This window comes from Micromonospora sp. DT41 (genome assembly GCF_049841715.1).
GTDB classification, from domain to species: domain Bacteria; phylum Actinomycetota; class Actinomycetes; order Mycobacteriales; family Micromonosporaceae; genus Micromonospora; species Micromonospora profundi.
Window position 1 is genome coordinate 317,729 of sequence record NZ_JBNCKU010000002.1, and the last position, 21,167, is coordinate 338,895.

15 protein-coding genes are annotated in these 21,167 nt (G+C 71.2%); 8 read left to right on the plus strand and 7 right to left on the minus strand.

Annotated elements, in window-relative coordinates; genetic code table 11:
- The first annotated feature begins 32 nt into the window (after positions 1–32).
- A complete protein-coding gene (locus ACLQ23_RS05445) occupies positions 33–2,834 on the plus strand; it encodes a DEAD/DEAH box helicase (RefSeq protein WP_355594647.1) in 2,802 nt (933 codons plus the stop codon).
- Between the two features lie 165 nt (positions 2,835–2,999).
- Positions 3,000–3,881, plus strand: a complete 882-nt coding sequence (locus tag ACLQ23_RS05450) for an MHYT domain-containing protein (RefSeq protein ID WP_355594645.1) — start codon at positions 3,000–3,002, stop codon at positions 3,879–3,881.
- 9 nt (positions 3,882–3,890) lie between these two features.
- Here ACLQ23_RS05450 and ACLQ23_RS05455 read toward each other — a convergent pair whose 3' ends face one another.
- The 4 genes from ACLQ23_RS05455 to ACLQ23_RS05470 all read right to left on the minus strand — a co-directional run bounded on the left by ACLQ23_RS05455 (position 3,891) and on the right by ACLQ23_RS05470 (position 7,941).
- A complete protein-coding gene (locus tag ACLQ23_RS05455; protein WP_355628933.1) occupies positions 3,891–4,550 on the minus strand; it encodes a response regulator transcription factor in 660 nt (219 codons plus the stop codon).
- A complete protein-coding gene (locus tag ACLQ23_RS05460; protein WP_355628930.1) occupies positions 4,547–5,701 on the minus strand; it encodes a sensor histidine kinase in 1,155 nt (384 codons plus the stop codon). The genes ACLQ23_RS05455 and ACLQ23_RS05460 overlap by 4 nt, the downstream gene beginning before the upstream one ends.
- Positions 5,698–6,534: a CPBP family intramembrane glutamic endopeptidase gene (locus tag ACLQ23_RS05465; RefSeq protein WP_355628927.1), complete on the minus strand. Its 837-nt coding sequence runs from the start codon at positions 6,532–6,534 to the stop codon at positions 5,698–5,700. The genes ACLQ23_RS05460 and ACLQ23_RS05465 overlap by 4 nt, the downstream gene beginning before the upstream one ends.
- A gap of 174 nt (positions 6,535–6,708) precedes the next feature.
- On the minus strand, positions 6,709–7,941 hold the full coding sequence (locus tag ACLQ23_RS05470) for a trypsin-like serine peptidase (RefSeq protein WP_355628924.1): 1,233 nt from the start codon (positions 7,939–7,941) through the stop codon (positions 6,709–6,711).
- Between the two features lie 160 nt (positions 7,942–8,101).
- On the opposite strand from ACLQ23_RS05470, the gene ACLQ23_RS05475 reads away from it, so the two are divergent.
- Genes ACLQ23_RS05475 through ACLQ23_RS05495 form a run of 5 tightly spaced genes read left to right on the plus strand, consistent with a single transcriptional unit; the run spans position 8,102 to position 12,566 of the window.
- Positions 8,102–8,953, plus strand: coding sequence for a fumarylacetoacetate hydrolase family protein (locus tag ACLQ23_RS05475; RefSeq protein WP_355628921.1), 852 nt, complete (start codon positions 8,102–8,104; stop codon positions 8,951–8,953).
- On the plus strand, positions 8,950–9,699 hold the full coding sequence (locus ACLQ23_RS05480) for an SDR family NAD(P)-dependent oxidoreductase (RefSeq protein ID WP_355628919.1): 750 nt from the start codon (positions 8,950–8,952) through the stop codon (positions 9,697–9,699). The genes ACLQ23_RS05475 and ACLQ23_RS05480 overlap by 4 nt, the downstream gene beginning before the upstream one ends.
- 55 nt (positions 9,700–9,754) lie before the next feature.
- Positions 9,755–10,528 (plus strand): (Fe-S)-binding protein, encoded by a 774-nt coding sequence (locus tag ACLQ23_RS05485; protein ID WP_355594631.1) that lies wholly within the window; start codon positions 9,755–9,757, stop codon positions 10,526–10,528.
- Positions 10,525–11,970, plus strand: coding sequence for a LutB/LldF family L-lactate oxidation iron-sulfur protein (locus tag ACLQ23_RS05490; RefSeq protein WP_425880401.1), 1,446 nt, complete (start codon positions 10,525–10,527; stop codon positions 11,968–11,970). The genes ACLQ23_RS05485 and ACLQ23_RS05490 overlap by 4 nt, the downstream gene beginning before the upstream one ends.
- Positions 11,967–12,566, plus strand: a complete 600-nt coding sequence (locus ACLQ23_RS05495; protein ID WP_355594627.1) for a LutC/YkgG family protein — start codon at positions 11,967–11,969, stop codon at positions 12,564–12,566. The genes ACLQ23_RS05490 and ACLQ23_RS05495 overlap by 4 nt, the downstream gene beginning before the upstream one ends.
- 19 nt (positions 12,567–12,585) lie before the next feature.
- On the opposite strand, the gene ACLQ23_RS05500 is transcribed toward ACLQ23_RS05495, so the two are convergent.
- Complete coding sequence (locus tag ACLQ23_RS05500) at positions 12,586–13,524, minus strand: endonuclease/exonuclease/phosphatase family protein (RefSeq protein WP_355628914.1); 939 nt, start codon at positions 13,522–13,524, stop codon at positions 12,586–12,588.
- A gap of 88 nt (positions 13,525–13,612) precedes the next feature.
- Between ACLQ23_RS05500 and ACLQ23_RS05505 the strand changes: the two genes are divergently transcribed.
- Entirely contained in the window at positions 13,613–13,924 is a 312-nt protein-coding gene (locus ACLQ23_RS05505; protein ID WP_355594623.1) for an NIPSNAP family protein, read from the plus strand.
- 59 nt (positions 13,925–13,983) lie between these two features.
- On the opposite strand, the gene ACLQ23_RS05510 is transcribed toward ACLQ23_RS05505, so the two are convergent.
- Together ACLQ23_RS05510 and ACLQ23_RS05515 are read right to left on the minus strand one after the other, a co-directional pair.
- Positions 13,984–15,177, minus strand: a complete 1,194-nt coding sequence (locus ACLQ23_RS05510) for an endo-1,4-beta-xylanase (protein ID WP_355594621.1) — start codon at positions 15,175–15,177, stop codon at positions 13,984–13,986.
- Positions 15,178–15,513: 336 nt separating this feature from the next.
- Complete coding sequence (locus ACLQ23_RS05515) at positions 15,514–20,973, minus strand: carboxyl transferase domain-containing protein (protein ID WP_355628908.1); 5,460 nt, start codon at positions 20,971–20,973, stop codon at positions 15,514–15,516.
- Positions 20,974–21,167: the final 194 nt, after the last annotated feature.

Below are 21,167 nucleotides of genomic sequence, written 5' to 3' on the forward strand. Positions count from 1 at the left end.
GTCGTGTCCCGGCACGCACTAATCTTGGTGCCATGTCGAGCCCCGCCGAGCGGTACGCAGCGGCGCGCCGCCGGGCCGCGCAGGCCTCACAGTTCCCGGCGCTGGACGAGTTCGCCCTTGACCTGGGGTTCGACCTCGACGATTTCCAGCGGGAGGCGTGTCAGTCCCTCGAACGGGGCAGCGGGGTGCTGGTGTGCGCCCCCACCGGCGCCGGCAAGACCGTGGTCGGCGAGTTCGCCGTACACCTGGCGTTGCGGGGACGGCCCGACGACCCGGCGGCGGCCGACGGCGCGGCGACGCCACCGGCGCGGCGCAAGTGCTTCTACACGACGCCGATCAAGGCGCTGTCCAACCAGAAGTACCACGACCTGGTCGCCCGCTACGGCGCCGAGCAGGTCGGCCTGCTCACCGGCGACAACGCCATCAACGGCGACGCGCCGGTGGTGGTGATGACCACCGAGGTGCTGCGCAACATGCTCTACGCGGGCTCCAGCACCCTCGAAGGGCTCGCCTACGTGGTGATGGACGAGGTGCACTACCTCGCCGACCGGTTCCGCGGTGGCGTGTGGGAAGAGGTGATCATCCACCTGCCCGCCTCGGTGACCCTGGTCTCGCTGTCGGCCACGGTGTCCAACGCCGAGGAGTTCGCCGACTGGCTGGTGACCGTACGCGGCGAGACGGCGGTGGTGGTCAGCGAGCACCGGCCGGTGCCGCTGTGGCAGCACATGCTTGTCGGCAAGCGGATGTTCGACCTGTTCCACGACGCCGACGCCGCCCGCAAGCACGACGTGCACCCGGAGCTGCTGCGCTACACGCGCGACACGATGCGCCGCCTGGAGTTGGGGGAGGGGCGCAGCGCGGGTCCGGGCGCCGGCCGCCGTGGGCCGCGGTGGCGTGGCCCGATGCGTCCGGACATCGTCGACCGGCTGGACCGCGAGGGTCTGCTGCCGGCGATCCTGTTCATCTTCAGCCGCGCCGGGTGTGCCGCCGCGGTGCAGCAGTGCCTCGCCGCCGGGCTGCGGCTCACCTCGCCCGACGAGCGGGCCGAGATCCGCCGGGTGGTCGAGTCCCGCGTCACCGCCATTCCGGGCGAGGACCTGACGGTCCTGGGCTACTGGGAGTGGCTCGACGGGCTGGAGCGCGGCCTCGCGGCCCACCACGCCGGCATGCTGCCGGTGTTCAAGGAGATCGTCGAGGAGTTGTTCGTCAGGGGCCTGGTCAAGGCGGTCTTTGCCACCGAGACCCTCGCCCTGGGCATCAACATGCCGGCCCGCTGCGTCGTCCTGGAACGCCTCGTCAAATACAACGGCGAGGCGCACGTCGACCTGACCCCGGGGGAGTACACGCAGCTCACCGGGCGGGCCGGCCGACGCGGCATCGACGTGGAGGGGCACGCCGTGGTGGTGTGGTCCCCGGAGACCGACCCTCGGCACGTCGCCGGGCTCGCGTCCACCCGCACCTATCCGCTGCGGTCGAGCTTCCGGCCGTCGTACAACATGGCGGTGAACCTGGTCGGCACCGTCGGCGCGGAGCCGGCCCGCGCCCTGCTGGAGTCGTCGTTCGCCCAGTTCCAGGCGGACCGGTCGGTGGTCGGCCTGGCGCGGCAGGTGCAGCGCAACACCGAGACCATCGAGGCGTACGGCGCGGAGGCCGTCTGCCACCACGGCGACTTCGACGAATATTTCGCGCTGCGCGTGGCGATCGCCGACCGGGAGAAGGCAATCGCCCGCCAGGGGCAGACGCAGCGGAAGGCCGCAGCCGTGGCGTCGCTGGAGCGGCTGCGGATCGGCGACGTGATCCGGGTGCCGTCGGGCCGGCGGGCCGGCCTGGCCGTGGTGTTGGACCCGGCGACCGGCGGTTTCGGCGAGCCGCGTCCGTTGGTGCTCACCCAGGACCGCTGGGCGGGGCGGGTCAGCCCTGGCGACTTCACCACCCCGGCCGAGGTGCTGGCCCGGATCCGGGTGCCCAAGCACTTCAACCACCGCTCCCCGGCGGCCCGGCGCGATCTCGCCGCCGAGGTCAGTGGCACGGGCCTGGACCGCCACGGTGGCCGGCGCGGTGGCCGGTCCCGGCAGGCGCCGGGCGAGGACCACCAGCTCGCCCAACTGCGTACGGAGCTGCGCCGGCATCCCTGCCACGCCTGCCCGGAGCGGGAGGAGCACGCCCGGTGGGCGGAGCGCCGTCGCCGTCTGGAGCGGGACACCGAGGAGTTGCGCGAGCGGGTGTCCGGGCGTACCGGGTCGCTCGCGCGGACCTTCGACCGGATCGTGGCGCTGTTGACCGAGCGTGGTTACCTCGCCCGCGACGGCGCTGTCACCGACGCGGGTCGGATGCTCGGCCGGATCTGGACCGAGGCGGACCTGCTGGTGGCCGAGTGTCTGCGGCGGGGCGTGTGGAACGGGTTGTCGCCGGCCGAACTGGCCGCCGCGGTGTCGGTGGTGGTCTTCGAGGCGCGCCGCGACGTCGACGAGCGGGCGTCGCTGCCGCGCGGGCCGGTGGCCGACGCCGTCGACGAGACGCTGAAGCTGTGGGGGGAGATCGAGGCCGACGAGGCGGCACGTGGGCTGACCGCCACCCGGGAGCCGGATCTGGGCTTCGCCTGGCCGGTGTACCGGTGGGCGCGGGGCGAGGCGTTGGCAAAGGTGCTCGGCAGCGGCCACGAGATCGACGGTGAGATGCCGGCCGGTGACTTCGTCCGGTGGGCACGGCAGGTCGTTGACCTGCTTGGTCAACTTGCTGACTCTGGCGGCGCGGCCCCGGAGCTGCGTTCCACCGCCCGGCAGGCAATATCGGCCATCAACAGGGGCGTACTGGCATACCACACCTCGGCGTGATGATCACTTTCGGTCACGGCCGCTGACGAGGCGGCATAGCGGACGGTCACCGTGACAGTACGCCCCGGATAGCCCCGGGGTCACTGTTGCATCGGCCCGAAGCACCCCTGATCATTGCCCGAGCGCCGTGCACGCGCGCTGGTGACCAGTGGGGAGCAGACCGCCATGGCGGAGATCAATCATTTTGAGTACGGGTGGATCACACCTGCGCTGAGTTACGCGCTGTCCGTCCTCGGTTCGATCCTCGGGCTCGTGTGCGCCGGCCGCATCAGAACGGCCCGTACCGGCGGGCAACGCGCCTGGTGGGGTCTTCTCTCGGCCTGGGCCATCGGCGGCACCGCCATCTGGGCGATGCACTTCATGGCCATGCTCGGCTTCGCCGTCGACGGCACCCGCATCCGGTACGACGTGCCGCTCACCGCCGCCAGCACCGTGATCGCCGTGGTGGCGGTCGGCATCGGCCTGGCCATCGTGGGAACCGGCCGGTTGAACCCGGTACGGCTGATCGCCGGAGGTGTCTTCACCGGCGCCGGCGTCGCGGCCATGCACTACACGGGCATGGCGGCGATGCACCTCAACGGCAGCCTCCGCTACGACACCCTCCGGGTCGTGCTCTCGGTGGTCATCGCTGTCGTCGCGTCCACCGTCGCGCTGTGGCTGGCCATGACCGTCCGCCGTGGCCTTGTCATCTTCGCCTCCGCCCTGGTCATGGGCATCGCCGTGAACGGGATGCACTTCACCGGCATGAGTGCCCTCTCGGTGCACCTGCACGAGCGGCAGGGCGGCGTGGCCGGCGCGGGCGTGAGCGCGTTGCTGGTGCCGATCGTCCTGGCGGTGATCTTCGGAGTGGTCGGGCTGCTCTACGCCCTGCTCGCCGCGCCCACCGACGACGACCTGGCCGGCGCCGCGTACCTGAACGCACGCCGGATTCCGGAGCAGCCGGCGGCGCCGGTGGCCGCGCCGGACCCGGTCGGGCTGCGCGCCCGCTCGACGCTCGGCCAGCCGGGCACCCCGTTCCCGTCGCGGCGGGACAACCCGCCCCGCTGACGTCGACAGTCAGGTCACCAGGCCCGTCCGGTAGGCGTAGACGACCGCCTGCACCCGGTCGCGCAGGTCGAGCTTGGTGAGGATCCGCGACACGTGGGTCTTCACGGTCTCCTGGCTGATCACCAGCCGGGCGGCGATCTCGCCGTTGGACAGGCCGGTGGCGACGAGGCGCAACACCTCCAGCTCACGCGGAGTCAGGCCGAGGTCGTCCACGGCGTTCCCGGCCGGGCGGATCCGCTCGGCGTACCTGCCCACGAGCTGCCGGGTCACCTCGGGTGCCAGCAGCGCGGCACCGGACGCGACAGTGCGGATGCCGTTCAGCAGTTGGGCCGGAGGGGCGTCCTTGAGCAGGAAACCGCTCGCTCCGGCGCGCAGCGCCTCGTACACGTACTCGTCGAGGTTGAACGTCGTCACCACGAGCACCTTGACGGGATCGGTGACACCGGGACCGGCCAGCAGCCGGGTCGCCCCGATGCCGTCGAGGATCGGCATCCGTACGTCCATGACGACCACGTCCGGGCGCAGCCGGCGGGCGAGGTCGACGGCGTCGCGCCCGTTGCCGCACTCGCCCACCACGTCGATGTCGGGCTGGGCATCGATGATCGTGGCGAAGCCCGTGCGGATCAGCTCCTGGTCGTCGGCGACGAGCACCCGGATAGACGCGGTCACGACGGGCTCCCGGTGGGGATGCGGGCCCGCACGACGAAACCGCCGCCCGCCTGCTGTTCAGCGCTGAACTCGCCACCGAGCACGTCGACCCGTTCGCGTAGCCCCGCGAGGCCGCGCCCGCTCCCACCGGGCGCCGCGGCGGGCGAGCCCGATCCGTCAGTGCTGACGTTCACCGAGGTGTCCCTTTCGCCGTGCCGTACGTGGACGATGGTGCGGCTGCCGTGGGCGTGCTTGAGGGCGTTCGTCAGCGCCTCCTGCACGACCCGGTAGGCGACGACCTCGGCACCGCCGGTCACCCCCGCCGGGCTGCCCTCCTCGGTGAACTCCACGGGCTGCCCGGCCCGGCGGGTCTGCTCCACGAGCGCGCGCAGGTCGCCGACGGCCGGCGTACGAGGGTCGGTGGCGTGGTCGGGGTTGAGCAGGTCGAGCAGATGCCGCAGGTCGGTGATGGCCCGCCGGCCGGTGTCGGTGATGGCGGTCAGGGTCGTGTCGAGGCGCTCGGGGGCGGCGGTCAGGTAGCGCGCCGCCTCCGCCTGCACGACCATCGCCGTCACGTGGTGGGTCACGACGTCGTGCAGTTCACGGGCGATGAGTGTGCGTTCGGCGTTGCGGGCGGAAACGGCTACGTGGTGACGGCGTTCGGCCTCGGCAGCCCTGGACTGCCGCAGCCAGGCTCCGACGCCCCACGCGAAGGCCAGCATCAGGTAGAACGTGCCGAACCCGAGCAGCCCCTCGGTCGCACCCTGCCGGTGCAGGGCGACGGCAAGCGACAGGTACGCGGCGGAGGCCAGGACCACTGCGGTACGCCTGTGGTGGTCGAGGTGGGCCGCCGCGCTCACCAGCGCGATGGCAAGCCCGGCACCCGCCACCGTGTGGTAGGCCCGCAGCTGGTCGAGCGCGAAGCCGACTGACACCAGGGTGAGGCAGAGCGCCGGCCAACGTCGACGGACGGCGAGCGGCAGGCACTGGAGGAGGATCGCCACGGCGGTCAGCGCGTCGAAGGGACGCCCCGGCAGGTCGCCGAGCTGCGTCCCGCGGTCCTGCAACGCCGGCACCACCGACGCGGCGGCGAGCAGCAGCGCCACCGGGAGATCCCGGACCGTGACGGGATACCGCCGCCACCGGTCCAGGAACGTCCGACGGTCGATCATGGGGTGACTGTAACCGTCGCCGGGGAGACGGCCGCGCGGCGGCGGCGCGGGACGATGGTGCCGCGGCGGTGCGCCATCCACATGAACCCCGCGGTCATCAGTACGCCCGCCGTGACCGCGAACACGCTCGCCTCCGGACCGAAGTCACCCCCGGTGAGCAGCGCCGGGCCCGACATCGCCGTCTCCAACAGGCCCTTCGACTGTTCGTTGCCCGAGACCACCGAGCTGAAGATTCCGCCCGCGGTGATGTTCCAGCCGAAGTGCAGGCCGATCGGCAGCCACAGGTTGCGGGTGGCGGCGTAGGCGGCGGCGAACATGAACCCGGCCTCGATCGTGATCGCGGTCGCGCCCCACAGGCTGGCGTCCGGGTTGGTCAGGTGCATCATGCCGAACGCCACGCCGGTGATGAGCAGGGCGATCCAGGTGCCGGCGCGTTCCTCGATGATGCGGAACAGGACGCCGCGGAAGAGCACCTCCTCGGTCACGGCGGCGGCGGCCATGAACCCGACCAGGCCCATCGCGCCGGTCGCCGAACCGAAGCCGTTGATGTGGTACTCGGCGAAGAGGGCGATGTTGACGAGTACGGCCACGAACATCCCGACCCCGAGGACCGTTCCCAGGCCGGTCTGCGAGACAGCTCCGGCCCGCGCCAGTTCGGTGACCGCGCGACGTTCGGTACGCCGTACGACCCAGATGTAGACGAGGATGGCGAGCACCGACGTCAGCACACCGAGTGGCAGTGTGAGCCAGTCGTTGCCCCGCACGGCGACGATTGCCTGGCCGCCGGCGAAGGCGACCGCCGCGACGGCCACGAGTTGCTTTACGAAACGCATTGCAGTCCTTCCCAAGGCCGTTGCACGGGCGCAGCGGCTTGGGTTGAACGCTATTTTTTCGCCTGCCGGAAATCGTCACCGCTCGGAGCGCACCTGCGGTAGCTCGCACGGGGGACAAGCGGGCCGTCGAGGTGCGAACACGCACCCCGACGGCCCGTTTGCTGTCGTCGGTCGTCAGCCGTTGTTGTCGATCAGGCTGGCGATCTCGTTGTAGATGAGGTGCGCCTTCGCGCCCTGGTTGGACGGGCAGCCGCCGAGGTGGTGCAGGGCGATCACCCGGTGGCTGGCGTTGAGCACCGGCGAGCCCGAGTTGCCGCCGGAGGTGTCACAGCTGTAGCTGATGTTGTACGTGTTGTAGTTGGCGTTCTTGACGGAGCACGTCGTGCCGCCCTGGGTGTCCTCGTAGATCGACAGTCGCTTCGGGCTGCCGTCACCGTGGCCGGGGATGTAGATCCGGGTGCCTGTGGTGGTGGCGCTCGTGGCGAGGTACAGGGTGCCGAAGGTCTGGATGCTTGCGAAGTTGTTGACCGAGAACAGGGCGTAGTCCAACTGGCTGGAGCCGCCGCTGCTCACCTTGTAGAGGGTGGCGCCGCTGACCTTCGTGCCGGCGCCCGGGTTCGCGCCGCCGCAGGTGGCGCACTGGTAGTTGAACTGCATCTCGCTGCCGCTCACGGCGGCCTGGGTGGAGAAGCAGTGCTTGTTCGTCAGCATCCGGTTGGTGTTGCCGACGCGCCAGGTGGTGCACATCCCGCCGCCGCTGATCAGCAGGCGTGCCACGGCCCGGCCCCGGGCGAACTCGGTGGGGTGGCTGCTCTGGTAGCAGACCGCGTCGCGTCGGGCGTCGGTGCTGCACACGGACAGCGTGGAGAAGTTGTGCTGGGTGATCTCCGTGGGGTCGTAGCCGCGCCAGAACCTGTCGATGGTGGCCACGGTGCCGCGCGAGGGGCCGCTGCTGTGCAGCGTCACCACCGCCGTGTCGCCGTCCACCGACATCGCCCAGAATCCCGGCTGTTCGTCGGTGGTGTAGGGCGATCCGCTCGACGCGCTGAGGTGGCTGTCGTACCGGTAGCTCTCCCGGCCGTCCGGGCTGGACACTGTGACGTAGTCGCTGGGGCCCAGGCGCAGCGCGCTGAAGTGCACCTTGATGTACGTCGCGCCGGGGTGCCGGATGACCTGGGTCCGCTGGTCGCGCCTGTCGGAGAGGGTGCCGTCGACGACGCGGAGTTCGCCTACTGTGGTGACCCCCTCGGCCGAGAACTGGCTCGACTCGGGTGCCCGTTCGGATTGTGGCGCGAGAGGTCGGACGGGTGTCTCTGCGGCGGCGGGTAGCGGCAGCAGGGTGAACCCGAGCGCGCAGGCGCCGACTGTGACGGCGACCGCTCGCAGGCGGCGTAGAGCGTGTTTCATCGTTGCTCCTCCCCAAAAACAGCACCTGGTGGTGCTGCAGCCTTCCTACACGAGCAGATGCAATACATGCAAGAGTATCGATATATAGCTTTCATGATCGGTACGCGGCGCCCAGGCGACAGGTGTTGAATGACCGCGAACGTTCACAGAGGAGATGACGATGAACTTCCAGCGGCTCGGCCCGCCCGGCCGGGAGATCCCGGTGGTCCGGCACGACGGCAGCACCTACGACCTGCGGCCGCTCACCGCCGATCTGGACGGGGCCTTCTGGGCGTCGGAGGGGATCGCGCGTACCCGTGCCGCGCTCGGTCGCAAAGAGCTGGCAGAGCTGCCCGACGCCGCCGCGCTACGCGTGGGCGCGCCCCTCGCGCGGCCCAACAAGATCGTCTGCATCGGGCTCAACTACCGCGACCACGCGGCGGAGACAGGTGCGGCACTGCCGGCCGAACCCGTGGTGTTCATGAAGGACCCGATGACAATTGTCGGGCCGTTCGACGACGTCCTCGTCCCGCGCGGCTCCACCCGCACCGACTGGGAGGTCGAACTCGCCGTCGTCGTCGGCACGACAATCCGGTACGCCGACTCGCCGGAGCAGGCCATGCGGCACGTCGCCGGGTACGCGGTGTCGCACGACGTCTCCGAGCGCGAGTTCCAGCTCGACCGGGGAGGCCAGTGGGACAAGGGCAAGAGCTGCGAGACGTTCAACCCGTTGGGGCCGAGCCTCGTGCCGGCCGACGAGGTCGACGACCCGCAGTCGCTCGCGCTGCGGTTGTGGGTGAACGGGGTGCTGCGCCAGGACGGGTCGACCCGCGACATGATCTTCCCGGTCGCGCACGTCGTCTGGTACCTCAGCCAGTTCATGGTCCTGTACCCGGGCGACGTGATCAACACGGGCACTCCGGCCGGGGTGGCGCTCGGCCTCCCGGACCACCCGTACCTGCGCCCCGGTGACGTGGTGGAGATGGAGATCGACGGCCTGGGTCGTGCCCGCCAGGCGATGGTGGCGGCATGACCGGGGAGTTCGCCGGGCTGACCGCGATCGTCACCGGCGGCGCGTCCGGCATCGGTCGCGCCACCGCCCTGGAACTGCGGGCCAGGGGCGCCCGGGTGGCGGTCCTCGACCTCGACCCGAGCGGCCTGGACGAGGGCGTCGCCGGCTACACCGCCGACGTGACCGACCGCGCGTCGGTCCAGGAGGCGGTCGGCGCGGTCGCCGCCGACCTCGGCGGCATCGACGTGGTCGTCAACAACGCCGGCGTCGGCGCTACCGGCACGGTTGCCGACAACACCGACGACGAGTGGCACCTGGTCCTCGACGTCAACGTGGTCGGGATGGCCCGGGTGGTCAGCGCGGCCCTGCCGTGGCTGCGCCGCTCGGAGCACGCGTCGGTCGTCAACACCTCGTCCATCGCCGCGCTCAACGGCCTGCCCAACCGGGCGCTCTACTCGGCAAGCAAGGGCGCCGTGCTGTCGCTGACCCTCGCCATGGCCACCGACCACGTCCGCGAGGGCATCCGGGTCAACTGCGTGTGCCCCGGCACCGCCGACACACCGTGGGTCGGCCGCCTGCTGGCGCAGGCCGACGATCCGGCCGCCGAGCGGGTGGCGTTGCAGGCACGCCAACCCATCGGCCGACTGGTGACCCCCGAGGAGGTCGCGAACGCCATCCTCTACCTGGCGTCGCCGCGCTCGGGCTCCACCACCGGCACCGTCCTGGACGTCGACGGCGGCGTCACCCACCTGCGCGTACGGCCATGACTGTCGCGCCCCGCCCCCCGCTGCCGCAGAATGAGCCGACAGGTGGAGGTGGCCCGTGCGGATCGCGCTGTTCGTGACCTGCCTGGCCGACACCATGTTCCCGCAGGCGGCCACCGCGACCGTACGGCTGTTGGAGCGGCTCGGGCACGAGATCGCCTTTCCGCAGGGCCAGACCTGCTGCGGTCAGATGCACGTCAACACCGGCTACCAGCGCGACGCGGTGCCCCTGGTACGCCGGCACGTGGAGGTCTTCGACAGGTACGACGTGATCGTCGCGCCGTCGGGCTCCTGCGTCGGGTCGGTGCGGCACCAGCACGCCATGGTGGCCCGGCGGGCGGGCGACGATCGGCTCGCCGGGCGGGCCGAGTCGGTGGCGGGGCGGACGTACGAGCTGTCGGAGTTGCTTGTCGACGTGCTCGGTGTCACCGACGTGGGGGCGTACTACCCGCACCGCGTCACCTACCACCCGACCTGCCACTCGTCGCGGATGCTGCGGGTGGGGGACCGGCCGCGACGACTGTTGAGCGAGGTGCGCGGGCTCACCCTTGTCGAGTTGCCGGCCGCCGACCAGTGCTGCGGGTTCGGCGGCACCTTCGCGGTGAAGAACGCGGAGACCTCCACGGCGATGCTCGCGGACAAGATGCGCCATGTGCTCGCCACCGGCGCCGACGTGTGCGCCGCCAGCGACGCCTCCTGCCTCCTGCACATCGGCGGCGGCCTGTCGCGGCTGCGGACCGGGGTCGGCGTCGTGCACCTCGCCGAGATCCTGGCCTCGACCGAGCAGGCCGCGACAGGCCATGCCGCCAGCCGACCGGCGGCGCGGCCATGACGCGCCGGACGTTCCTCGGCATGCCGGCGACCGCGCCGCCCGGTGTGGGCCACCTGCGCGGCGCGGAGTCGTTCCCGGCCGCCGCGCGGCGCGGCCTGGCCGACCCGCAGCTGCGCCGCAACCTGCGGCACGCGACGACGACGATCCGCGCGAAGTCCAGCGGCGTCATCGCCGAGCTGCCCGACTGGGAGCAGCTACGGTCGGCGGGCGCGGCGATCAAGGCCGACACCCTGGCCCGCCTGCCCGAACTGCTGGAGCAGCTCGAAGCGCGGGTCACCGAGGCCGGCGGCGTCGTGCACTGGGCGGCGGACGCGGTGGAGGCCAACCGGATCGTCACCGACCTCGTCCGGGCGACCGGCGCAGACCGGGTCATCAAGGTCAAATCCATGGCGACCCAGGAGATCGGCCTCAACGAGGCTCTCGAAGCCGCCGGGATCACGCCTGTCGAGACCGACCTCGCCGAACTGATCGTGCAGCTCGGTGGCGACCGGCCCAGCCACATCCTGGTCCCCGCGATCCACCGCAACCGGGCGGAGATCCGCGAGATATTCCTCCGCGAGATGCCTGGCGTCGATTCGACGCTTACCGACGACCCCACGGCCCTCGCCGCCGCCGCGCGCCGCTTCCTGCGACAGACGTTCCTGAGTACGCCTGTGGCGGTGTCCGGCGGAAACTTCGCCGTCGCCGAGACCGGCACGCTTGCCGTCGTCGAATCCGAGGGCAACGGCCGGATGTGCCTCACCCTGCCGCAGACGCTGATCACCGTGCTTGGTGTCGAGAAGGTGGTGCCGACCTGGCGGGACCTCGAGGTGTTCCTCCAACTGCTGCCCAGGGCGTCGACGGGGGAGCGGATGAACCCGTACACGTCGATGTGGACAGGGGTGGTCCCCGGCGACGGGCCGCAGGCGTTCCACCTCGTGCTGCTGGACAACGGGCGCAGCGCGGTGCTCGCCGACGAGGTCGGACGGCAGGCGCTGCGGTGCATCCGCTGCTCGGCCTGCCTCAACGTGTGCCCCGTGTACGAGCGCGCCGGCGGGCACGCGTACGGCTCGGTGTATCCGGGGCCGATCGGGGCGGTGCTGTCACCTCAGCTCACCGGCATCGAGGACAACGCCTCACTGCCGTACGCCTCGACGCTGTGCGGCGCGTGCTACGACGCCTGCCCCGTGAAGATCAACATTCCGGAGCTGCTTGTGCATCTGCGGGCCGAGGTCGTCGAGTCGCATCGCCGGCCCACAGCAGAGTCGATCGCGATGGCCGCCGCCGCGTACGCCATGGACCATCCCCGGCTGTACGCGGCCGGGCAGCGCGCCGCCCGCCTGAGCCGGTTCGCCGGCCGGCGCGGGAGGGGTCTGCCGCCGCCGTTGAACGGCTGGACCGGCAGCCGGGACCTGCCGGAACCGCCGGCGCAGACGTTCCGTGACTGGTGGGCCGACCGATGAGCTCGCGTGACGTCGTCCTCGGCCGGCTGCGGGCCGCGCTCGCCGCCGGCGGCACCGAGCTGGTGGAGGTGCCCCGCGACTACCGGCACACGGGCACTCTCGACCTTGACCAACTGGTGCAGCGGCTGACCGACTACCGGGCACACGTGCACCGGGTCGCCGAAGCCGCCGTGGCCGACACGATCGCCAGCATCCTGCCTCCGGGCGGGACTGTCGTCGTACCTCCGGGTCTGCCGTCGACGTGGCTGCCGCCGACGGTGACCGCCATGCCCGACGACGGCCTCGACAACGCGCGGATCGGGGCCGCGGACGCGGTCGTCACCGCCGCCGCGGTCGCCATCGCCCAGACCGGCACCGTCGTTCTGGACGGCTCGCCGGACCAGGGGCGCCGGGTGCTCAGCCTCCTGCCGGACCGGCACATCTGCGTGGTCCGCGCCGGCCAGGTGGTTTCCAGCGTGCCCGAGGCGCTCGCCCGGCTGACGCCGCACCGCCCACTGACCTGGATCAGCGGCCCGTCGGCCACGAGCGACATCGAGCTGATCCGGGTGGAGGGGGTGCACGGCCCACGCCGGTTGCACGTAATCCTGCTGCCCTGACTCGCGGGCGACTCGCCGGTCAGCGGTCGGTACGCCTGCCGTCGACGGTGAGGGTGGTCAGCAGCGCCGGATGGTCGGTAGCGCCGTCCATGCCCACCGACCGGGTACCGGCCGGGACGATGTCGCCGCTGGCCAGGACGTGTTGCAGCGCGCCGTCGTCGACCCGCAGATAGCCCGGCGGTGTGCAGGCCCGCACGTCCGGGTCGCCGCCCTCGCGGAGGTTGAGGTCACCGGCCAGCACTGTGGGCGTGTGGCCGGTGCCGCCCCGAAGAGCTGGCAGGACCTCGTCGAACAGGTGGCCGCACTGGGCGAGCGCGACGGTGCGACTGGTGGCCGCCAGGTGGGTGGTGCAGGCGTGCAGCGTGCCGTCGACGTGGACGCAGAGCCAGGCCCGTTCCTCGGGGTCGGCGACGTCCTGTATCGGGTGGATTCCTCTGTGCACAGTGTGGCGGGTGTCCGGCGTCGGCAGGCGGGCCAGCAACCCGATGCCGTACGACTGGCCGTTGCGGCACCAGGTGTCGGCGCCGCTGGGACGGTCGCCGGCCGCCTGGAAGGCGGACACGACTGTAGCGCCGGTGTGCGCGTCGGCGAGGACGCGGTGCAGGGCGGCCACGTCGTCCCGGCAGATCTCGTTGAGGGTGACCAGATCGGGCCGCTCCGCGGTGATCACCTCGGCGGCCCTGGTCATCGATCGGCCGGTGTAGCAGCCGGCACGACCACTGTTGCACAGGTTCATCTGAAGCATGTGCAGGATGGTGGGCGCGGGGAGGTCGGCGATCGGAGGCCGGGCCACCGACGAGCCGGCCGGCACCGCGGCGGCGGCGATCAGGCAGCCGACGGCGAGGGCCCGGCGGAGCCGTCGGTGCGGGCGATCGGTGCTGCCGCGACTGCGGAGCCGGCTGAGGCCGCGCGGGTGCCACCAGGATCGGGTGCCGGAGGCGCCCGGCTGCTCGGGCATGCGGACTCCGGGTGTGCAGGCGACGTGCCGTTGATCCTACTGCGGGCCGACGGCCGGTCGGGGGTGCGTCGGGTTCTATGGTGGACCCGTGATCACGTGTGTCGTGCACTACACGATCGACCCCGCGCAGATCGATGCGTTCGAACGCTTCGCCCGCGCCTGGATGCTGCTGGTGGCCCGGCACGGCGGGGTGCACCACGGCTACTTCCTGCCCGCCGAGGGTGCCAGCGATCGGGCCGAGGCGCTGTTCAGCTTCGAGAGCCTGGCCGCGTACGAGCGTTATCGCGCGCTGTTCGGCAATGACCCGGACTTCGTGGCGGCGGACCGCATCCGCGACGAGTCAGGCTGTGTGGTGCGCTACGAGCGGACGTTCATGCGGCCTCTCCTGCCTACCGACTGAGCGGTCGCGCGACGCGGGCCGGGTGCGGGAGGTCAGCCCCACACCCGGCCCGCGCCAGCTCAGCGGCGCGGCTTCGGCGCGATGCGAGGCAGCACGTACGGCGGTCCGGCGAAGATCAGGTCCGACTTGATCTCGTGGTACGCCCGCTTGGGTTGGTAGTTCTCGTCGTAGATGGTGGCCATGCCCTCCGGCGGGTCACTGAACCACTCCGGCACCCAGGAGTACTTGTCGCTGAAACCCCACACCGTGTACGACAGGCAGGTGCGGACGGCGAGGCACGCCTTCATCAGCACGCTGAAGTTGGCGGCCGACGCCTGCAACCGGGGGTTGATCTCGGCGGAGTTGCCGGCATGCACGGCTTCGGTCATCTCGCTGCGTACGTCGACCTCGGTGAAGGCGGTGGCCAGACCGAGCCCGGCGAACCGCTTCAGCGCGGCAGTCACCTGGAGGGTGTCGAAGTTGCCGTACTGGGTGCCCAGGTGGCCCTGTGCGCCAACGCCGTCGATCGGGACGCCCTTGGCGCGCAGCCCCTTGGCCATGTCGTAGACGAACTGCGTCTTGTCGTCGGCGGGGTTGCCGGAGCCGAACGCCTCGATGTTGTAGTCGTTGTAGAACAGCAGCGCCTTGGGGTCGGCGGCGCGTGCCCAGCGGAACGCGTCGGCGATGTAGTCGGGGCCGAGGTTCTGTGCCCAGAAGCCCTTGTAGTGCAGGGTCGACGGGGTGTCCCACGGGTCGCTGACGGCCTCGTTGACGACGTCCCACTGCCAGATCTTGCCCTTGTAGCGGCTGACGACGGTGGTGATGTGCTTGCGCAGCAGGTCGCGCAGCTCCTGCTTGCTGATGCTGCCGTCGGCGACGCCGCTGGTCAGCCAGGCGGGCAGCTGGTTGTGCCAGACCAGCACGTGGCCCCGGACGCTCTGCCTGTTGCGCTTGGCGAACTCGATGAGCTGGTCGGCGGCGGCCCAGTCGTAGGTGCCCCGGGTGGGCTCCAGGCTCTCCCACTTCATGGCGTTCTCGGCGGTGACCGAGGAGAACTCGGTGGCCGCCAACCGGCGGTACTGCGGGTCGCTGGCGTCGTTCAGGGCAGTCGCGTTGACAGCCGTGCCGATGTGCAGGCCGTGGCGCTGGCCGAGAGCGCCGAGGGTCTGCGCTGTCGGGTCGTACGGTCGGCTCGCGGTGGCGGGCACCGCGTTCAGCGCCGCAGCGGTCGCGACGGCGACGGCGCCGACGCTGATCCACCGTCTTGGCTTCATCTGCCTTCCTCTCGATATTGATCGATAGATGTCGATCTTTGAAGGGAGGGTGCGGCCCCGGATTCGGTGTGACGGAAACGGAAGTCGGCGCCGGGTGCCGGGGTGTGGACAGGTCAGGGGTGGCGCCGATGGTTCCACGGAGGAACCGGAAACTTGCTCGAAACGTTAAGCCCGTCGATGGACCTCGTCAACTGTGAAAACTTCCGGAAATCGGCCGAGTGAGCTGCACGGCCACGAACATCGGATGGTTGAAACTTTCGGGCGTCCGGGCGGCCCCGAAACAGCGACGGTGCCACCGTCGACGATCGACAGTGGCACCGTCGGTACGTGCACGTGCTACCGCAGGTGGGCCTCGATGGCCTCGATGATGCGCGGGCGCAGTTCGGCGGCGCGGATGACGGCGTCCACCGAGCCCACCTCGACGGCGCGTTGGATGTTGTGCACCCTGTCGAACTCCGTGGCCACCTCGCCGAGCTTCTCCGCCCGCACCGAGGACCGCAGCTCGTCCAACTCGGCGGTCAGCGCGGCGCGGTCGGTGCCGGACGCGGCGGCGACGCGAGCCTGTAGGGCGCGGACCCGATCGTCGGCGGCGGTACGGGCGTTGACGTCCGCGGAGAACACCACCGCCGCGGCGGGAGCGCCGCCGAGCACCGAGGCGAACGATCCCTCCAGCGCCAGCACCGTCATGCGCGGGTTCAGCGCCTTCGAGAACACCACGAACGCGCCGCCGTGATAGCGCGAGATCACGCAGAAGACGATCGGGCCGTTGAAGTTGACGATCGCCCGGCCGATCTCGGCGCCGTACTCCAACTGGAGCTTGCGCATCGACTCCGGTGAGCCGTCGAAGCCGGACAGGTTGGCAAGCACGACGAGGGGCCGGTTGCCGCTCGCCGCGTTGATGGCCCGCGCGGCCTTCTTCGACGACCGCGGGAACAGCGTGCCCGCCGTGTAGGTGTCCGGGCCGTCGGTGGGCGGGAAGCCACGCCGCGGCACCGACCGGGACTCGATGCCGAGCAGGCACACCGGGATCCCGCCGAGGTGGACGTCCTGCACCACCGCGGTGTCCGCGTCGGCCATGCCAGCCCACCGCTCCAGCACCGGGTGGTCCTGGTCGGAGAGCGCCCGCATCACCGTACGGATGTCGAACGGCTTCTTGCGGTCCGGGTTGGACTCGACCGAGAAGATTTCACCGACAGTACGGAACGGGCTGCTCGCCACGTCGTGCGGGAAGTCGGAGACGTCACGGTCCACCGGGTCCGTGGTCGCCGCCCGCCGAGGTGCTGCCTCGCCGGGCACGACGTACGTGTGGTCGTAGTGGGCCATCAGCACGTCCCGCGCGGCGGTCAGGGTCGGCGCCCAGTACTGCGCCTGCCCGTTCGGGCCCATCACCCGGTCGTAGCCGCCGATGCCGAAGTTGTCCTCAGCGGACACGCCACCGGAGAAGTCCAACGACTGCTTGCCGGTGAGCACCATCGCCGAGTCCGGCGTCATCACCAGGACGCCCTTTGTGTGCATGAGCATCGTGGCCTCGGCGTTCCAGTACGGCTGCGCACCGACGTTGATACCCGCCACCACGATGTTGATCTCGCCGCCGGCCTGGGTGAACTCGACGATGCGCTTGAGCGCCGCCGCCACCCAGTCCATGTTCTCGGTGCCCGATGTCATCGAGATCCGGGCGCCGGCGGACAGCGCCCACCACTCCAGCGGCACCCGCATCTGCTCGGCGAGGTCCAGTGCGGCGATCACGCGCCGGCACTCCGGCTCGGACAGGGCGCCCAGTGACTTCGTCGGGTCGCCGAGCAGCACGACCCGGGTGACGCCCTGCGGGTGCAGCGGCGCCGGCGTGGTGACGACACCGGCGACGATCGCGGCGCGGTTGCGCCCCTTCGGCCGGTCTACAGGCGCCAGCGCGTGGTCGTCGTCGATGTCGTACTCGACGAAGTCACCGAGGCGGCCGGTCAGCTCGTACGGGTAAACGGTGTTGCGGCTGCTGGCGCGCAGCACCTTGAGCCGGTACTCGTCCAGCGGCTCGACAGGCTCGACCGGTGGCTCGCCGACGGTCAGCTCGGCCCCGCCCGCCGCGTCGAACGTGATCCGGACAGCGATCTTGGTCAGTTCGCCGGTGCGGCGGTCACGCTGGCGGGCGATGAAGAGGATCTCCTCAAGACCGGCGCCCACAGTCGTCGGACGTACGCGCCCGGCGATCATCTCCATCTCCTGGCGGGTCAGCTCGCTCGGCGGCCAGACGTACACCACGATGCGGTTTGTGGTGAAGCGCGTCTTCGACGGCCTCAGCGTCTGGGCGCGGCGGATCGAGTCGAGGCAGGCGGCGATGGCGTCCTCGGCGGTTGGCAGCGCCACCAGCCGGCCGTCCTGCTCGCGCAGCTCGGTCAGGTCGCGCACCTGCGCGAACGCGACGAGACGCTCGTCGGACGGGTTTTCCCTGGCCACGCACTGGAAGAGGTAGACCTCCTCGTCCGCCGACGGCAGCCGGGTCAGGTCGAACTTGTGCAGCCGCTCCAGTTGCATGCGCTGCGCGATGTACGGGTGCAGACCCCGGATCAGCCGGTCCTCGGCCATCTGGCCGTCCGACGGGCGGAACGTGAAGTGGTGGTGCATCACCGCGCCGCCGCGACCGGCGACGGTGGTGGTGAGGCGGCGCACCTGCGCCGGCAACGGGTGCGCGGTGACGACCTCCAGCAGGGCTGCGGCCATCGCGTCGAAGTCCTCCGGCTGGTTCTCCCAGCCGAGGTAGATGTCGGCGTCGACGGCGTCCTCACCGCTGGCCAGCTCGGCAAGCCCGCGCAGTGCGACACCGAGCGTGTCGAAGCGCACCGCTGCGGAGACCACGCTGGAATCCGCGCGCTCGGCGACAACGAACGAGCAGCCCTCGACGTCTCGGGTACGCACGCTGGTGAGCGCCCGGTTGCCGTAGTACCGCCGGGTCAGCACCTCCAGCATCACCGCGTTGTCGAGGTGGTCGCGCACGAGGCGCTGACCGAGCAGCCGGACCAGCGGCTCGGTGCTGCGGACCATCTCCGCGATGCGTTCGCCGCGGTCGGGCGCGTCCGGGTGCGCGTCCAGGTGCCGCAGGTGCCCACGGACCTGGGCGTAGACGCGCGCGCGGTTGCGGCGCAGCAGCGGCTGCGCGAACCAGGCGAACACCACGCCCCGGGCCAGGTCGGCGACGACGGGGAAGCGGACCTGGGTGGCGGCGATCAGCCGCTCCAGTGCCAGACCGGCCGGCTCGCGCATCGCCTCCTCCGGCGGGGTCTCGCGCAGCCACGCACGCAGCAGCGCCGCGATGACAGTGGCGTCGGCCGCCGCCCGCTGCTGGGCGAGGAAGATCCGGAAGACGGCGGCTTCGACGTCGCCGCAGCGGTCCAGGTCGACGACACCGTAGTGGCCGAGCGCCTTGGCGAGCTTGGCCTGGAAAGCATCCGGCAGCCCGGCCCGCTCCACGTCCAGGCTCTGCAGGTACGTGTGGAAGTACTCGCGCGCACTACGGACGTGGGCGCCGCCGTCCTCGCCGGTGGGCCGGTTGCGGCTCAGCTCGGTCAGGTCGGCGAAGACCTCGATCAGGTCCAGTTCGGCGGCGAGCGGCGGGTGGCCTTCCTCTGCCGCCGTCCGCCGCACCGCAAGGTAGTCGTCGAGCACGCGACGGTCGTCGTGCGGGTCGACGTCGAAGCCGAGCAGCAGGCCGCGCAGATCCTCCTGGCCGCGCCGGCTGCGCTGGTACGCCGACGCGTCGTCGTCGGCAGCGGGCAGGTCCAGTTCGACGGCGGCGGCGCTCGGGCCGGCCACGGTCGTCGCGGACTCGTCGCCGAGGGGCTCCAGCCGCAGCAGCGGCGCGCCTGCCTCCACCTGGCTACCGACGGAGACGGCGCACTCCTTGAGCCGGGCCCGGAACGGCGCGCGCAGCACCGTCTCCATCTTCATGGCCTCCAGCACCAGCACCGGCGCGCCGGCCTCGACCTCGGCGCCGACCTCCAGCGGTGTGGCGACGACCAGCGCCGGCATGGGGGAGCGGACGACGCCGCCCTCGTCGCGGCTGACCCGGTGGGTGACGCCGTCGACCTCGACGAGATGGGTCGGGCCGTGCGTGCCGGTGAGCAGGCGGTACCGGATGCCGTTGACGACGATCTGGCCGGTGTGCCTGTCGAAGCGGTCCAGGACGACGTCGGCGGTGCGTACGGTGCCGCCCGCCTCGATGCCGACGCGGAACCGGTGCGCGCCGATGCGTGCCACCCGCAGGCGGTAGGTGGCCCCGCGCAGCTTGAGGTCCAGCGGACGGCCGCTGGCGTGCTGCACCTGAGGGCGCCCGCCGGAGGCCGTCGACAGCAGGCGCTGCCGCTCGGCCCGCTCCTCCTCCTCGTACGACTCGATGGCTGCTGCGGCCAGCGCCACGGCGGAGTGCCGGTGCGTGACGAGCCGGCCCTCGCCCCGGACCCTGTCGATCCAGCCGGTGTCCGCGCTGGCGTCGAGCACCTCGGGCTGGTCGAGCAGGTCGAGCACGAAGCTCTTGTTCGTCGCGCCGCCCTCGATGATCACCGTGGTGTTCGCCATCGCCCGGCGCAGCTTGCCAAGCGCCTCGTCGCGGTTGCGCCCGTACGCGATGATCTTCGCGATCATCGAGTCGAAGTCGGCGGGGATGGTGTCGCCCTCACTGACGCCGGTGTCCACCCGGATGCCGGGGCCGCTGGGCAGGTCCAGCCGTGCGATGCGGCCCGGCGACGGCGCGAAGTCCCGGTCGGGGTCCTCGGCGTTGAGCCGGGCCTCGATGGCGTGCCCGCGCTCGACCGGGGGCTCACCGTCGAGGCGGCCGCCCGCCGCCACGTGCAGCTGGGCCTTGACCAGGTCGAATCCGGTGGTCAACTCGGTGATCGGGTGCTCGACCTGGAGGCGGGTGTTGACCTCCAGGAACGCGAACAGCCGGTCGCCGGGGTGGTAGAGGAACTCGACTGTCGCCGCGCCCCGGTAGCCGACGGCGATGGCGAGCCGCTCCGCAGACGTCTTCAGCTCGGCCGCCTGCTCGGGGCTGAGCACCGGCGACGCCGACTCCTCGATGACCTTCTGGTTGCGGCGCTGCACCGAGCAGTCGCGTACGCCGAGCGCCCACGCCGTGCCCTGCCCGTCGGCGATCACCTGGACCTCGACGTGCCGGGCGCCGGTGACAAGGCGCTCCAGGAACACGATGCCGCTGCCGAACGCCCGCGCCGCCTCCTGGCTGGTGCGCTCGTACGCGTCGATCAGCTCGGCCTCGTCGCGGATCACGCGGATGCCGCGACCGCCACCGCCCGCGGTGGCCTTCAGCATCAGCGGGTAGCCGACCTCGGCTGCCGAGGCGCGGGCGGCGGTAAGTGTCTCCACGGCGCCGCGGCTCCAGGGCGCGACCGGTACGCCCACCTTCTCGGCGATCAGCTTCGAGCCGATCTTGTCGCCGAGCTGGCGCATGGCGTCCGCGCTCGGGCCGACGAACGTGACGCCGATCTTCTCGCACAGCTCCGCGAACGCCGGGTCCTCGGCGACGAAGCCCCAGCCGACCCAGGCGGCGTCCGCTCCGGTCTCGACAAGGGCGCGCTCCAGGGTTGCCAGGTTGAGGTACGGGCGCGCGGACGCCGGACCGAGGTCGTAGGCGATGTCCGCCTCGCGGACGAACGTGGCGGTGCGGTCGACGTCCGTGTAGAGGGCGATCGTCTCGATCCGGATGCCCGTCTCCGCGGCCAGCTCTCGGACCGCGTGGATGAGCCGCATGGCGGCTTCACCACGGTTGACGATGGCGACACGGTTGAACACCCGACTGACCCCTTTGGTAGACCATCATGTGCACGTCGCGAGTTGACGGGCTCCCGACAGTGATCACTTTTCCGGCTCGGGGCGCGGAATGCCATGGCGCAACCGCCGAACAGACCGCCGCTCAGTTGTAGGAACCTGACAAAAGTTTTTGGCTGCCACGTCCAGGTTGCCGAATCAGTGTCCGATCCTTGGCG

Excerpts from the sequence above, each read along its gene's own strand:
- ACLQ23_RS05445 (WP_355594647.1), top strand. The coding sequence starts at position 33 with ATGTCGAGCCCCGCCGAGCGGTACGCAGCGGCGCGCCGCCGGGCCGCG.
- ACLQ23_RS05450 (WP_355594645.1), top strand. The coding sequence starts at position 3,000 with ATGGCGGAGATCAATCATTTTGAGTACGGGTGGATCACACCTGCGCTG.
- ACLQ23_RS05460 (WP_355628930.1), bottom strand. The coding sequence starts at position 5,701 with ATGATCGACCGTCGGACGTTCCTGGACCGGTGGCGGCGGTATCCCGTC.
- ACLQ23_RS05465 (WP_355628927.1), bottom strand. The coding sequence starts at position 6,534 with ATGCGTTTCGTAAAGCAACTCGTGGCCGTCGCGGCGGTCGCCTTCGCC.
- ACLQ23_RS05470 (WP_355628924.1), bottom strand. The coding sequence starts at position 7,941 with ATGAAACACGCTCTACGCCGCCTGCGAGCGGTCGCCGTCACAGTCGGC.
- ACLQ23_RS05475 (WP_355628921.1), top strand. The coding sequence starts at position 8,102 with ATGAACTTCCAGCGGCTCGGCCCGCCCGGCCGGGAGATCCCGGTGGTC.
- ACLQ23_RS05480 (WP_355628919.1), top strand. The coding sequence starts at position 8,950 with ATGACCGGGGAGTTCGCCGGGCTGACCGCGATCGTCACCGGCGGCGCG.
- ACLQ23_RS05490 (WP_425880401.1), top strand. The coding sequence starts at position 10,525 with ATGACGCGCCGGACGTTCCTCGGCATGCCGGCGACCGCGCCGCCCGGT.
- ACLQ23_RS05495 (WP_355594627.1), top strand. The coding sequence starts at position 11,967 with ATGAGCTCGCGTGACGTCGTCCTCGGCCGGCTGCGGGCCGCGCTCGCC.
- ACLQ23_RS05500 (WP_355628914.1), bottom strand. The coding sequence starts at position 13,524 with ATGCCCGAGCAGCCGGGCGCCTCCGGCACCCGATCCTGGTGGCACCCG.
- ACLQ23_RS05510 (WP_355594621.1), bottom strand. The coding sequence starts at position 15,177 with ATGAAGCCAAGACGGTGGATCAGCGTCGGCGCCGTCGCCGTCGCGACC.